The following is a 13,500-nucleotide window of genomic DNA, read 5'->3' as shown; positions in this document are numbered from 1 at the left end:
GAGGCAGACGCCTCATGAGGTGAGAAGCGGGCCAGGCCACCGACAGGTGGCGCTCACCGACAGGTGGCGCTCGCCGTCCGCAGCAGATCGATGACGCGACGGCGGGTGAGGTGGGTCGTCGTCATGTCAGCCATCTTCGCATCATTGTCTACTGAGCAACTAGACAATCTCGTGATCCGGACTCACACGCCGGACCGGGCGTGCGTTCTACTTACGTGATGACTACGGGGCTTCCACCGTTCCAGGCGCTGGTCGACGCGCACTGGCGGGACGTGGCGCGGCTGGCCCGCGCGATGGCCGGTCAGGACGGCGACGACGTCGCGCAGCGCGCCTGGGAGAAGGCGTACGCGGCGTACCCGACGCTGAAATCGGCGAAGAACCTGCGCAGCTGGCTCCTGACCATCACCGCCCGGTGCGCGACCGACGTGCACCGGGCGCGGAAACCGCAGCGCCCGCTGGAGGACGCGCCGCCGGTCGCGGTCGACGGGCCGGACGCCACCGACTGGCCGGACCCGGACCTCTGGCGGGCGGTGAACGAACTGCCGGAGCGGCAACGCTTCGCGATCACGCTGAAATACGTCGGCGACCTGGACCACCACGGCGTGGCCGCCGCTCTGGACACCACGCCCGCGGCGTCGCGACGGCTCGTCAGCGACGCGCTGGCGGCCCTGCGCACGAAACTCGGAGTACACGATGGCTGACCTGGAGAGCCGGCTGACCCGGCTGCACACCCCTGAACTGAAACCACCCACCTTCCCCGACGCCGATGTCGCCTACACGCTGCACGACACGCCGATCGGCACCATGCTGCTCGCGGTCGCGCACGGGAAGGTCGTCGCCAGCTCGTTCGGCGACGAGGAAACGATGACGAATCGGCTCGCCCGCGCGGTGTCCCCGCGGGTACTACGGCAGGCCCGGCCGCTGGACGACGTGCGGCGGCAACTCGACGAATACCTCGCCGGGCAGCGGCACACGTTCGACCTGGAGGTCGACCTGGCGCTGGCGTCGCCGTTCCAGCGGCTGGTGCTCGAGGACCTGCCGGAGCACACCAGCTACGGACGGACCACGACGTACGGCGCTGTTGCCGTCGGCATCGACAAACCGAAAGCGGCCCGCGCGGTCGGTACGGCGCTGGGCGCGAACCCGGTCTGCGTCGTACTGCCGTGCCACCGGGTGATCGGCGCGAACGGTGCACTCACCGGGTACGCCGGCGGGCTGGACGCCAAGCGTTTTCTCTTGAATCTGGAAGCAAAAAGCTGACGTTTCCGGAGTTGTTCTGAAGAGATTTACACTGAATACACAAAGGAGCAGATCCCCAGTGTGGAGTGGGGATCTGCTTCTTTACGCGTCAGACACCCTCTTAGCTAGTTTGCCGGGGCGTGGATCTCCAGGATGAGCCGCCGGCGGCCGCCCCACTCGCGTTTGTAGACCGTGTAGTCGTTGATTCCGGCGGCCGCGCAGAGCCGGCCGTAGCTGATCTCGTCGTGGATGAAGTGCACGCTGCTGCGGTTGTCGTCGTGCTCGGTGGTGACGATCCGGTGTTCCGGTCCCTGGCGCATCCCGTTGGCGATCTCGGCCGCGGTCGCCGGACCCCAGACCGGTCCCTCGATGACCGCGATCCCGCCCGGCTTCAGCACCCGGGAGATCTCGCAGATCGTGGAGATCTGCTCGTCCTCGGCGAACAACTCGTGGAACGCCGTCCACAGGCAGATCACCGCGTCGAACGAGTCCCACTTGTACGGCAGGTCGGTCATCGAACCGATCGCCCAGTCGATCGCGAGCTCTTCCTTGGCCGCCTGCACGCGACCGGCCTCGACCAGGTTCGGCGAGATGTCGAGCGCGCGTACGACCTTCCCGGCCCGGCGCAACGGCAGCGCGACCCGGCCGTAGCCGCAGCACAGGTCAAGCACGGACTCGCGCCCGGCCAGCAACTCCTCGACCGCCTTCACGATCGCCGCGTCCCGCTCGGGTGTCGTCCGCGCGGCGAGCCCGTCGGCCCCTAGTTCCGCGTACTCGGCCCGGCTACGCAGTGCGGAGTTCAGCATTGCGTCAGTATCCCGGTTGCTCCGGGTCAGTTGTCCAGCAGGGACCTGCCGGCGGTGAAGAACTCCAGGATGTCGGTGAGCTCGGCGACCGGTCGTACGGCGCCGAACGGGGCGTTCCAGAAATCGCCGGTCCGTGGGGTCCACGGGCCGACGTAGGCGTACGGCTTCGGCAAGTAGTCGTCACCGGGAGAGACGCCGTAATTGACCTCCCTGACGCTGATGCCGACGTCGAAATGCTCCGGCCAGAGGACGGGAGTCGCCGCCGGATCGAGCGCTCGGAGGGCGGCGTCGCCGCGGGCGAACGCGTCCTCCAGCAGCCGGGCGGCCGCCGGCTCGACCTCGAGCCGTTCCTCGGGAGCGATCTTCGGACCGCCCGAGTACACGTCGTCGAGCCGGCTCGCCTCGAGACCCGCCGCGGCGGCCAGCTCGGCGTACGTGCCCGCCAACGGGGCCTGGCCGGCCGGCGTGATCAACGTGTCGCCCTCGACCCGGAAGGCGCCGTCGACGGTGCCGAAGCCGCCAGGTACGACGCGCAGCCGGATCCCTGCGCCTCGGCGGTACTGCGGACCCGCCAGCACCAGTTCGGCGACGCCGTGCAGGGAGCGACGGGTTACGGCCAGCGAACGTTCATCCATGACGGCAGTCTCCTCCTGTATCTCAGGGCCGCGGCACGGCACTGTTCTCTCAGACGGTCCGTGTCGTGAAGGGCGGGAGACGTTACATGACATCGAACATCACCGGGAACTGGCATCGCGTGGACGAGGTCGACGTACCGGCGGACGGCCGGGTCCGCAGCGTGGTAGTGGACGGGCGCAGCATCGCAATGGCGCGCTGTGGAGAGCGGCTCGGGGCGCTCGAGAACAAGTGTCCGCACCAAGGCGGTCCACTCGGCGAGGGCTCGATCGAGAAGGGCCTGCTGCGGTGCCCGTGGCACGGGTACGACTACGACCCGATCAGCGGTCAGCCACCGGAGGGGTTCTCCGACAGCGTTCCGTCGTACCCGGTGGACGAGCGAGCCGACGGCGTCTACGTACAGCTTCCCGATCTACCGCAAGCGGTGCGGACCGTCGCCGATGTCCTGGTCGAGACCTTGGTCGCGCACGGCATCACTCATGTCTTCGGGATGGTGGGGCACTCCAACCTCGGGTTCGCCGAGGCGATGCGCCGGGCGGAGGACCGCGGTGAGCTCACCTACATCGGGATCCGGCACGAGGGCGCCGCGGCGTTCGCAGCCGGCGCGTACGGCAAGCTCACGGGCCGGCCAGCCGTGGCCTTCGCGATCGCCGGCCCGGGGTCGACGAACCTTCTCACCGGTCTGTACGACGCCAAGCTCGACGGCTCGCCCGTCGTCGCCGTCTCCGGCCAGGTGCCGTCGAAGTGGCTCGGCCGAGGGGCGTTCCAGGACCTCGACCTGACAGCGGTCTTCAAGGATGTCGCGGTTTCGAGTACGTCGGTCAACGCCGGCAGTGACCACGCCGAGCTGGCCGCCCTCGCGGTCAAGCACGCGGTCGACGGCCGTGGTGTCGCGCACCTGGTACTGCCCGACGAGGTACAGGTCCTGCCGTCCGAGGCGGCAGCCAAGGGGCCTCGGGGCCGACTGTCCCGCCGCCGGATCCGGCCGGCCGAGGACACGTTGGTCCAAGCAGCCGCGGTGATCCGTGATGCGCGGCGGCCGGTCATGATCGTGGGTCACGGTGCCCGCGGAGCCGAGACCGAGGTGCGGGAGCTCGCCGAGCGCCTGAACGCACCAGTGCTGACGACGTTCAAGGCCAAGGGCCTGCTCCCGGACACGCACCCACTCGGTGCCGGTGTACTCGGTCGCAGCGGTACGCCGGTTGCGAGCTGGCTGATGAACGAGTCGGATCTGCTGATCGTGGTTGGTGCCTCGTTCTCGAACCACACAGGCATCGCGGCGTACAAACCGATCGTCCAGATCGACGACGACCACGCCGCGATCGGCCGCTTCGACGCGGTGGCCGTGGACGTGCTCGGCGACGCGCGACTGGCACTGTCCGCGCTGACCGGCATGCTCACCGACGCGAAGGCCGAGGACCAGCGACCGGACCTGGCCGAACGGTGGGCGATCTGGCGCGCGGAGAAGCAGCGCCGGGTGAACGACGACCGCGGCCGGGGCGTATCGGCGGCCGCAGTGTTCGACGTGCTGTCGACGCACCTGCCGGCGGACGCCGTCGTGACCGTTGACGTCGGCAACCATGCGTACTCGCTCGGCCGCTACCTGGAGTCGAAGGGCCAGCCCGTGCTGATGTCCGGCTACCTCGGCTCGATCGGATTCGGGTACCCGGCCGCGCTCGGCGCCTGGGCCGCGGCGCCGGGCCGGCCGATCGTCGCGGTGACCGGCGACGGCGGATTCGGGCAGTACGCCGCCGAGCTGACGACCGCGGTCAAGTACGGCATCCCGATCAAGCACGTACTGCTCGACAACCACTCGCTCGGCAAGATCAGCAAGGAACAACTCGCCGCCGACTACCCGGTCTGGCACACGTCGCTGCACAACCCGAACTGGGCGTCGTACGCCGAACTCTGCGGCGCGACCGGACTGCGGGTCACCCGCCGTCAGGAACTGGACGACGCCATGACCGCACTCTTCGCCGCCAGCGGACCGGCCCTGCTCTGCATCGAGCAGGACCCTGAACTGCTCTAAGGAGCTGTCAATGACCCAGTACAACGATCTGCGCGCCTTGTTCATCAACTGCACGCTGAAGAGGTCGCCGGAGACCAGCAACACCGAAGGGCTGGTCGACGTCAGCCGGAAGATCCTGGAGAAGCAGGGCGTCCAGGTCGACGTGATCCGCGCGATCGACCACGACATCGCCACCGGGGTCTGGCCGGACATGACCGAGCACGGCTGGGCGACCGACGCCTGGCCGGCGATCCAGGAACAGGTGATGGCGGCCGACATCCTGGTGATCGCCGGGCCGATCTGGCTCGGTGACAACAGCTCGGTGACCAAGCAGGTGATCGAGCGCTTGTACGGCAACTCGTCGATCCTCAACGAGCACGGGCAATACGCGTACTACGGGCGCGTCGGCGGCTGCCTGATCACCGGGAACGAGGACGGCGTGAAGCACTGCGCGATGAACGTCCTGTACTCGCTGCAGCACCTCGGGTACACCGTTCCGCCACAGGCGGACGCCGGCTGGATCGGCGAGGCCGGACCAGGACCGTCGTACCTGGACGAAGGATCCGGCGGTCCGGAGAACGACTTCACCAACCGGAACACCACGTTCATGACCTGGAACTTGTTGCACCTGGCAAGGATGCTGAAGGACGCCGGCGGGATCCCCGCGCACGGCAACCAGCGCTCCGAGTGGGACGCCGGCTGCCGGTTCGACTTCGAGAACCCCGAGTACCGCTGAGCGGTCGGGCGTTGGCGGGTAGGGGGTGGGGGCGCTGTCTGACGACGTACTGGTCGCCGGGCTGCGGGCCGGGGACGAGGAGACGTTCGCCCGCGTGCTGAACGGGTGGTCGGGGTCGATGCTGCGGCTGGCCCGGTCGTTCGTGTCGACCGGGGCCAGCGCCGAGGAAGTCGTCCAGGACACCTGGCTGGCGGTGTTCGGGGGGATCGACCGGTTCGAGGGCCGGTCCTCCCTGCGCACCTGGGTCTATCGGATCCTGGTCAACATCGCCCGCAAGCGGGCCGCCCGGGAGCAACGGACCGTACCGTGGACCAGCCTGGTCGCGGATCACGAGCCGACGGCCGACCCACAGCGGTTCCACGGCCCCTGGCAGGCCTTCCCGGAACGCTGGCCGACCACCGAGAGCGAAGTGCTTGCCCACGAGGTCCGGGCCACCGTCGACCAGGCGATCAACGGCCTGCCGATCCGGCAGCAGGTGGTGCTGACGTTACGAGACATCGACGGACACGACGCCGAGGACGTGTGTGCGTTGCTGGAGATCTCCGTGGCCAACCAGCGGGTGCTCCTGCACCGCGCCCGGGCAACCGTCCGCGGCCGGCTCGAGCGCTACCTCGTCGGAACTGACGCGTAACGCCCGGGGCGCACAGCGGCACTGACCTGTATGCCGGATGTCGGTTTCACCAACCTGTTCGCGGTCGCCCTGATCGCGTTGCTCGCACCGCTGCTGCTCGGGTTCGCTCCGCGACTCCGGGTGCCGGCGGTCGTGCTGGAGATCGTGGCCGGAATCGTGCTGGGACCGCACGGCCTTGGCGTGATCAAGGTCGATCTGCCGCTGCAGATCATCTCGCTGCTCGGGCTGGGCTTCCTGTTGTTCCTGGCCGGCCTGGAGATCGACGTACACCGGCTGCGTGGACAGGTACTGCGACTGGCGGTGCTCGGCTATCTGGTCACCCTGTTGCTGGGTTCGCTTGCCGGGCTCGGACTCTCCGCAGTCGGCTGGGTGCACAGCGCCCTGCTGCTGGCGGTGACGTTGTCTGCGACCTCCCTCGGACTTGTCGTGCCGGTACTCAAGGACGCGCGGCAGGCCGAGGGTACGGTCGGGCAGTTCACGATCGCGGCCGCATCGGTTGCCGACTTCGCTGCAGTACTGGTCCTGTCGCTGGTGTTCTCGACCGAAGGCGGGAACGCCGGCGAACGGCTCGTGATGGTGGGACTGTTCGCAGTACTGGTCGCCGTCACCGGCCTTGCCGTCGCCACCGCCGGGAGGTCGCAGCGGATCGGTGGGGTGCTGCTACGGCTGCAGGACACGACGGCGGAGATCCGGGTCCGGGCCGCCGTCGTCCTGCTGGTCGCGTTCGTCGCGCTCGCGGAGCAGTTCGGGCTGGAGACGATCCTCGGCGCCTTCCTGGCCGGTGCTGTCGTCGGACTCGTCGATCGGGACGCGACCTCGCATCCACGCTTCCGGACCAAGCTGGAGGCGCTGGGCTACGGGTTTCTGATTCCGGTGTTCTTCGTGACAAGCGGACTCCGGCTCGACCTGCGCGGTCTGCTCGACGATCCGGTCGCACTGGTCCGCGTACCGCTGTTCCTGCTCGCGTTGCTCGTCGTCCGCGGCGTACCGGCGTACCTCGCCGTACGGACGCTCGGGAAGCGCGCGACCGCCGCGGCGGCCCTGCTCCAGGCGACCTCGCTGCCGTTCATCGTCACGGCGACGCAGATCGGCGTGGCGACCGGGCTGATGACACCGGTCACCGCCGCCGCTCTCGTCTGCGCCGGGCTGTTGTCCGTACTACTGTTCCCCGCGATCGCGCTGATTCTGCTCAGGCAGCCTGCCGCCGACCGATCCGGCCGAGCAGAACCGCCGCGAGCATCGACACGATGATCGAGGTGTACGTCGCGCCGAGCCAGCCCGGTACGGCGTGGTGGTCGAAGAGCGCCTGCTGGATCTTGGTCCAGAACGGGGACCAGCCGGCGACGGTACCGGGGTTCACCAGCTGGTACGCGACGAAGCCGATCAGCCACGCGACGGTCGGCTGCCAGCGGAACTTCGCCGTGTCGGACACGTCCCACTTCAGCTTGCTGACCACGAAGAAGTCCGCGATCGCGACCGCGAACAGCGGGACGAAGACCGAGCCGATCAGGTACAGGAACTGCGTGTAGTTGCCCAGGTCGATGAACATCGCGATGCCGGTCGCGACGACGCCGATCGCGACCGAGATCCACCGGCGGTCGATGTGACCGACGAGGTTGTGCAGCGACATCGTCGTCGAGTAGACGTTCGCGTACGCCTCGTCGACCTCGTCCACCAGCAGTACGAACAGCGCGATCGCGCCCGCCGGGAGGGTGACGAGCGCGGTGATCACGTCGTCGGTGTTCGTCTGCAAGGTCGCAACCGCGACCACACCCAGCGCGTAGTAGATGATCGCAGCCAGGCCGTAGCCGAGCGCGGACCCAGCGAAGGCAGCCTTGTTCGTACGCGAGTGCCGCGTGTAGTCGGCGGCCAGCGGCGCGAACGACACCACTCCGGCGGCGGCCAGGTCGACGGCCGGCCAGAAGCCGTACACGCTGTCCTGCGGCAGCGCGTGGACCGGCTTGCCGAGAACCTGCACGAACAGGTACGCCGAGGCGATCAGCACCAGCCAGACCATGAACTTGCGCAGCAGCCTGACGCTGCCCAACGGCCGGACCGCCATCGTCGTGGCGATCGCACCCGCCAGCAGCACGAACAACCAGCGCCACTTCTCGCTGGTCACCGCGACGGCCGCCTGCGAGATGACGATGATCTCCATCGTCGCCCAGCCGATGTTCTGCGCGATGTTCAGCACCGTCGGCGCCATCGACCCCCGGCGGCCGAACAGGCCGCGCAACGCCGCCATCGCCGGTGCACCGGTCTGTGAGCCGAACACGGCGGAACCGCCGAGCACCAGCGCACCGAGCCCGCAGCCGACGACAACCGCGAGCAGGCCTTGCCACAGCGACCCGGTATAGGCCACCACCAAGGCACCGGTCACCGGCCCGAAGAGCGAGATCCCGAAGTTGCCCCACAGGGTGAACTGGGTCAGGAACCCGAGCGTCCGCGGCGCGTCCGTGGTCAGGACGAGCGGCGCCTCGGCATTGTCGGCACTGTCGGCAGGACGAACAGCTGTATCGGTCATGAGTGACCCCACTCCCTACGCCGGCATTACCCGGTCAGGTTCAGGCGGTCGGCGACCCAGCTGTCGCCCTCTCAGCCCGCGCTTGTCGGTGCGAGCTCCCGCATAGGTTTGTACTGAAAAGCTTAACGCGTCAGCTGGTTTCGGGAAGAGCGGCGGCTCGTTCTATGAGAACGGCCAGCTCAGGACCGTTCGTGACGACCGGCATGTGCGACCCCGTGTCCAGCGTGCGGGCCTCACCGTGACTGAGCTCCGCGAGCCGTTCGAGCCACTCCGCCGTACACATCAGGTCGAACCGGCCGCGGACGAGGACCACCGGCGCCCGGACCTGGGAGATGACCGCGGCCAGGTCGTGGTGCCGCGACGCCTCCCCGGCGCGGGCGATCGTCGGCAGCGTCGTCCGGGCGTACTGCGGGCTGATCCGGACCAGCTTCGGCGCGTCCGGGATCGCGGACCCGACCAGCCGGACGGCCCGGTCGACCCAGCTCGACAACCGCACGTCGCCGGTCGGCGCGACCAGGACGAGCGCGTGGACGAGCTCCGGGTAGCGAACCGCGGTCTCGACGACGATCTGACAGCTCGCGGAGTGGCCGACCAGGACGGCCCGCTCACGGATCTTGTCCGCGAGCGCTACTGCGAGCGCGCGGGGGTGCAGGTCCTCCCGGGCGCCAGCCGGTTCGCCGTACCCGGGGAGAGTGACCAGGTGGTACTGCGTGATGAGGTGCTCTACTGTCCGTGCGTACGATTCCGGGCCGAGGCCGAGCCCTGGTACGAGGACGACTGGAGCGCTCACTCCCAGGGAGCCTTGGCCGGTGGCGCCTTGACGACCGGGTTCGGTACGTCGGGCTTCAGCTCGCGGTACCCGAGGAAGAAGCCGACGGCGAGGAGCAGCAGGCCGAAACCGCCCCAGCCGTACGCCGTGGGCAGCCGGTACACCGTTCCGTCGTTGCCGCCGAGGCCCGTGGACAGCACCATCACGAGCCAGACCAGGATCGGGATCGCGGACACCCCGACCAGGCCGAGACCGACCAGCTCGGCGGGGCCGGGGTTGTGACCGGCCTTGCGGCGGGCCAGGACGTCCCGGAGCCACATCACCAGCGCACCGGCGCCGACGACCACCAGCATCAGCTGGCCGATGGCGTCGAGCACGTCGGTGCGGAGCGGGTGGTTGAGCGGTGAGCCCGGCGCCTGGGAGATCTCGCGGAGCGCGACCCGCTGGACGGTCAGGACCAGCAGTCCGTAGATCGTCGCGATGAACGTTGCCAGCCCGACCACGCGGGACGCGCGGGCGTCACGTGGTGTCTCGCGGCCGTACGTCGGAAGCTCGTGCGGCTGCGGGTTGGCCGGCGTACCGAACGGGGTCCCAGGGCGGTAGGCCGGTGGCTGGTGGTACGCCGGGTTGGTCGGCGCCGGCGGCTGCTGGCTGCCGTACGGCTGGGGCTGCGCGTACGGGAACTGCTCCTGCGGCGGCTGCTGACCGCCGGCGTAGCTGCCACCGCCGTACGGCGTGGGCGGAGCGTAGTGGTGCTCCTCGCCGGGCGGCCGCTTGTCGGGGTCCTGGCCCCGGCCGTACGTCGGGAAGTCCTGTGACGACATCTGCTGCTCCTTCCCGTCGTACCCAGTCTCTCAGGTGGCCTTCACTGTCGGCCAGGGGTTCGGTAGGCAGCCGGCCAGGCCCTTGGTCTGCTGCATCATCACCGGCGCGGGGGTCTTCGGCGTCGTACAGGTCGAGTGACCGTGGCCGAGCGCGTGCCCTACCTCGTGGTTGACCAGGTAGCTGCGGTACAGCTCGACGTTGCCGTTGTACGCCGGGATCGCGTAGATCCAGCGCTTCGCGTTGAGTACGACCCGGTCCTCGACGCGGCAGGAGACCTCACCGCCGGTGTCGAGTGGCAGGCAGAGCTTGTCGGTCAGCGTCGGCGTGGCGAGGATGATCCGCAGGTCGGCGTCCGGATTGTCGGTCCGCTCGAAGCTGACCGGGTGGAGCGTCTGCCAGCCGCGCGGATCCGTCAGCGTCTTGTGAATCGCCGCTGCGACCGCCGCACCGTTAACCGTGATGCCTTGCTCGATCTCAACCCGGTACGTGAACTTGTCCCGCACACCGCTCGCCTTGTTGAACCCAGGCACCACGGCGAGCTTCCCGGTCGACACGAGCACGTTCGGCTTCGCACCCTTCGGCTTCCGCGTCAGCGAGGGCGCCGGCCGCAACGGGGTCGTGAACTTCTGCGTCGGCGTAGGCACCGGCGTCGGAGTCACCGACGCCACCGGCTCCTCGTCCGCCACATCGTTGACCCCCGCAACCGCCTGCGCCGCAAGACTGTTGCGATGAGCCACATCCGGATGCGCCACGACCACAGTCCCCAGCACCGCAAGCGCCGTGACCACCAGCCACTGCCCACGAACAGCCTTCCGCCGCCCGTGCCGCCCACCCCGCCGCCGAGACGTGTCCGCCTGCTGGCCGCGCCGCCGGGAGGTCATGACACTCGACCCTACCGATTGCTGCCGACGCACGAAAGCCCGGTTGCGTTAAGCCGTTCGGGTGCGGAGGAACTTGCCGAAGTGGGGGACGGTGAAGGCTACGGTGCCTCGTTCGGCGGAGAAGACCAGGCCTTTCTTGATCAGGCCGTCGCGGGCGGGGGACAGGGACTGGGGTTTGCGGTTGAGGGTGCTGGCTACTTCCGAGGTGGGGACGGAGCCGTCGTCGACGCCGATGCCCAGTTCGGCCATGGCGCGCATGTACTCGCGTTCGGCGGGGGTGGCTCGTTCGTAGCGGGAGCCGAAGAAGCCGACGGTCAGCTCGGCGGAGGCCTCGGGGGCGGCTACGGCGACGTCCTTGATGGTGATCGGTGAGGTCGGGGCGTGGTCCCAGGTGGAGTGGGCGAAGGCCTGTACGAAGTACGGGTAGCCGTCGGTCTGCGCGTACAGCTCGTCCAGGGCCTCCTCGTCGTACTGCACTCCTTCGCTCTCGGCGGGGATCATCAGCGCGCGGTCACACGCGTCCCGGGCGAGGCGGTCCACGCGGATGTAGCGGAAGAGCCGCTCCGAGTAGGACTTGCTGGCGGACAGTACGGCGGGCAGGTGCGGCAGGCCGGCGCCTACGACGACCAGCGGCGCGCTCTGCTGGGAGATCTCGTGACAGGCGGCGCACAGCGCGGACAGGTCGTCGGCGCTGATGTCCTGCATCTCGTCGATGAACAGGCCGACGCCGACGGTCAGGTCGCCGGCCAGGTCGGCCGCGTCGGTGAACAGCTCGATCAGGTCCATCTCCAGGTCACCGGAGTCGGCCCGGCCCTTCGCCGCGGCCACGTCCACCGGCGGGTGCCAGCGGATACCCTTCCGGTCGTTGGCCGCCGTACGCAGCGCAAAAGCCTTCAGTACGGCGCTGAACTGGTCGACCTTCTCGTCGTCGCGGTGCCGGTGGCCGAGCTCGCGCATCGCGGTGTGCAGCGCCTGCGCGATCGGCAGCCGGATGCTCTGGTCCGGTCGGGCCTCGATCTTCCCGGTACCCCACGCGCGCTTGATCGCCTGTGATCGCAGCGTGTTGAGCAGGACCGTCTTGCCCACGCCCCGGAGTCCGCTGAGCACCAGGCTCCGCTCCGGTCTGCCTGCCGCGACACGTTCGAGTACTACCTCGAACTGCCGCACCTCGGTGTCGCGTCCGGCCAGCTCAGGCGGCCGCTGACCGGCGCCGGGCGCATAGGGATTCCGGATCGGATCCATGGCTTTCACTGTATGAGCCCGTCTACGGTTTTCCGTAGATTGACCGATCAACGGCCAGAGCGTGTCGCTCACCCTGTCTACGACTCTCTAGTGAAATGACTAGAAAGCGATAGACACCACGAGCGAGCCCAAGACCACTATGGTTCCGGCATGGTGGAGTGGGCTCCGCAGGCAGGGGCGTTGTACGAGCGGGTGCACCAGCAGTACGTCGGTGGCGCCCGCAAGCTCGAGGCATTGATCAACGAGCTGATCGGCGAAGAGGAAGGCATCAACTACCTCAGCGCGACCGCGCGGGCGAAGGACCCGGAGTCGTTCCTGGTGAAGGCCTCGAAGCCGCACCCGGATGATCCCTCGCGGCCGAAGTACGACGATCCGCTGAACCAGATCACCGACCTGGTCGCGGCCCGGGTGATCACGTTCCTGGTCGAGGCCGTGGACCGGGTGTGCGAGGTGATCGAGGAAGAGTTCGAGATCGTCGAGCACACCGACATGGGCGCGCACACCCGCGCGCAGGGCGTCTTCGGGTACGCCAGCAAGCACTACCTGGTCCGGCTGAACGAGCACCGCCGCGAGCTCCCGGAGTACGCCGTACTGAAGAACCTGGTGATGGAGATCCAGGTCCGTACGGCGGTCCAGCACGCGTGGGCCGAGTTCGAGCACGACATCCGGTACAAGCTGGACATCCCGCCGGATCGCAAGCCGGAGTTCGACCGGCGGTTCCTGCTGGCGGCCGCGCTGATGGAGCTGGCCGACAACGAGTTCACCGAGATCGACCGGCTGTACCGCGAGCTGGCCGCGACCGCGTCGGACAAGGCGCCGCTGGACCTCACGACGGCCACGCTGACGACGTACCTGAACCGCCGCTACCCGGACGCTCCGCATGCGAAGACGACGCACTACACGTGGATCTTGGGCATCCTGCACCGCCTGGGCGTCACCACCGAGGAGCAGCTCACCGAACTCCTCACAGGCATCGACAGCGAAGCAGTACAAGCCGCCATGACTCACCGCGCTCCTGCCGGCACAGTACGCCGCCTGGACGACGACCTACTCGCCGCCAAAGGCCCTGCCTACCTGGAACTGTTCCCAGATGAAGACCGCCGCCAGAAGATCCTCAAAGGCCGCCTCAAAGCCCTGACCCGAGCCGGCATCACCACCGTCTGACCAGCTCTTGTAAGTCCGGGCGATGAGGCCATACTGAGCCCA

Annotated in this window: 14 protein-coding genes and 1 riboswitch; of the genes, 7 read left to right on the top strand and 7 right to left on the bottom strand. The window is 68.5% G+C overall.

The genetic code is table 11. The annotated features are described in order from the left end of the window. Window positions 1-218: 218 nt before the first annotated feature. Window positions 219-701 carry an RNA polymerase sigma factor gene (locus ACZ5BU_RS26300; RefSeq protein WP_465703084.1) on the top strand — a complete coding sequence of 161 codons (483 nt, stop codon included), beginning with the start codon at window positions 219-221 and terminating at the stop codon, window positions 699-701. Next, a complete protein-coding gene (locus tag ACZ5BU_RS26295; protein ID WP_465703083.1) occupies window positions 694-1,260 on the top strand; it encodes a methylated-DNA--[protein]-cysteine S-methyltransferase in 567 nt (188 codons plus the stop codon). Before ACZ5BU_RS26300 ends, ACZ5BU_RS26295 begins: the two co-directional genes overlap by 8 nt. A gap of 104 nt (window positions 1,261-1,364) precedes the next feature. Here ACZ5BU_RS26295 and ACZ5BU_RS26290 read toward each other — a convergent pair whose 3' ends face one another. Further along, window positions 1,365-2,045 carry a class I SAM-dependent methyltransferase gene (locus ACZ5BU_RS26290; protein WP_465703082.1) on the bottom strand — a complete coding sequence of 227 codons (681 nt, stop codon included), beginning with the start codon at window positions 2,043-2,045 and terminating at the stop codon, window positions 1,365-1,367. Between the two features lie 26 nt (window positions 2,046-2,071). After that, window positions 2,072-2,680 carry a hypothetical protein gene (locus tag ACZ5BU_RS26285; RefSeq protein ID WP_465703081.1) on the bottom strand — a complete coding sequence of 203 codons (609 nt, stop codon included), beginning with the start codon at window positions 2,678-2,680 and terminating at the stop codon, window positions 2,072-2,074. Window positions 2,681-2,766: 86 nt separating this feature from the next. Between ACZ5BU_RS26285 and ACZ5BU_RS26280 the strand changes: the two genes are divergently transcribed. From ACZ5BU_RS26280 to ACZ5BU_RS26265, 4 genes are read left to right on the top strand one after another with little or no spacing between them, the layout of a single operon-like run. Then, complete coding sequence (locus tag ACZ5BU_RS26280) at window positions 2,767-4,707, top strand: thiamine pyrophosphate-binding protein (RefSeq protein WP_465703080.1); 1,941 nt, start codon at window positions 2,767-2,769, stop codon at window positions 4,705-4,707. Between the two features lie 10 nt (window positions 4,708-4,717). Beyond that, a complete protein-coding gene (locus ACZ5BU_RS26275) occupies window positions 4,718-5,422 on the top strand; it encodes a flavodoxin family protein (protein ID WP_465703079.1) in 705 nt (234 codons plus the stop codon). A 25-nt stretch (window positions 5,423-5,447) separates the two neighbouring features. Beyond that, a complete protein-coding gene (locus tag ACZ5BU_RS26270; RefSeq protein WP_465703078.1) occupies window positions 5,448-6,053 on the top strand; it encodes an RNA polymerase sigma factor in 606 nt (201 codons plus the stop codon). A gap of 30 nt (window positions 6,054-6,083) precedes the next feature. After that, window positions 6,084-7,304, top strand: a complete 1,221-nt coding sequence (locus ACZ5BU_RS26265; RefSeq protein ID WP_465703077.1) for a cation:proton antiporter — start codon at window positions 6,084-6,086, stop codon at window positions 7,302-7,304. Here ACZ5BU_RS26265 and ACZ5BU_RS26260 read toward each other — a convergent pair. The 5 genes from ACZ5BU_RS26260 to ACZ5BU_RS26240 all read right to left on the bottom strand — a co-directional run bounded on the left by ACZ5BU_RS26260 (window position 7,243) and on the right by ACZ5BU_RS26240 (window position 12,294). Beyond that, window positions 7,243-8,577 (bottom strand): purine-cytosine permease family protein, encoded by a 1,335-nt coding sequence (locus ACZ5BU_RS26260; RefSeq protein WP_465703076.1) that lies wholly within the window; start codon window positions 8,575-8,577, stop codon window positions 7,243-7,245. The genes ACZ5BU_RS26265 and ACZ5BU_RS26260 overlap by 62 nt on opposite strands. After that, window positions 8,573-8,689, bottom strand: a riboswitch (TPP riboswitch). Its footprint overlaps the gene before it by 5 nt. Window positions 8,690-8,707: 18 nt before the next feature. After that, complete coding sequence (locus ACZ5BU_RS26255) at window positions 8,708-9,367, bottom strand: alpha/beta fold hydrolase (RefSeq protein WP_465703075.1); 660 nt, start codon at window positions 9,365-9,367, stop codon at window positions 8,708-8,710. Beyond that, window positions 9,364-10,170: a hypothetical protein gene (locus ACZ5BU_RS26250; protein WP_465703074.1), complete on the bottom strand. Its 807-nt coding sequence runs from the start codon at window positions 10,168-10,170 to the stop codon at window positions 9,364-9,366. The genes ACZ5BU_RS26255 and ACZ5BU_RS26250 overlap by 4 nt, the downstream gene beginning before the upstream one ends. Before the next feature lie 30 nt (window positions 10,171-10,200). Further along, on the bottom strand, window positions 10,201-11,052 hold the full coding sequence (locus ACZ5BU_RS26245; protein ID WP_465703072.1) for a DUF3152 domain-containing protein: 852 nt from the start codon (window positions 11,050-11,052) through the stop codon (window positions 10,201-10,203). Between the two features lie 48 nt (window positions 11,053-11,100). After that, window positions 11,101-12,294 carry an ATP-binding protein gene (locus ACZ5BU_RS26240; RefSeq protein ID WP_465703070.1) on the bottom strand — a complete coding sequence of 398 codons (1,194 nt, stop codon included), beginning with the start codon at window positions 12,292-12,294 and terminating at the stop codon, window positions 11,101-11,103. Window positions 12,295-12,444: 150 nt separating this feature from the next. On the opposite strand from ACZ5BU_RS26240, the gene ACZ5BU_RS26235 reads away from it, so the two are divergent. Then, window positions 12,445-13,458, top strand: coding sequence for a GTP pyrophosphokinase (locus tag ACZ5BU_RS26235; protein ID WP_465703068.1), 1,014 nt, complete (start codon window positions 12,445-12,447; stop codon window positions 13,456-13,458). Window positions 13,459-13,500: the final 42 nt, after the last annotated feature.

Source organism: Kribbella sp. NPDC031520 (genome assembly GCF_055580825.1).
This window is presented reverse-complemented; position numbering and strand designations above follow the sequence as displayed.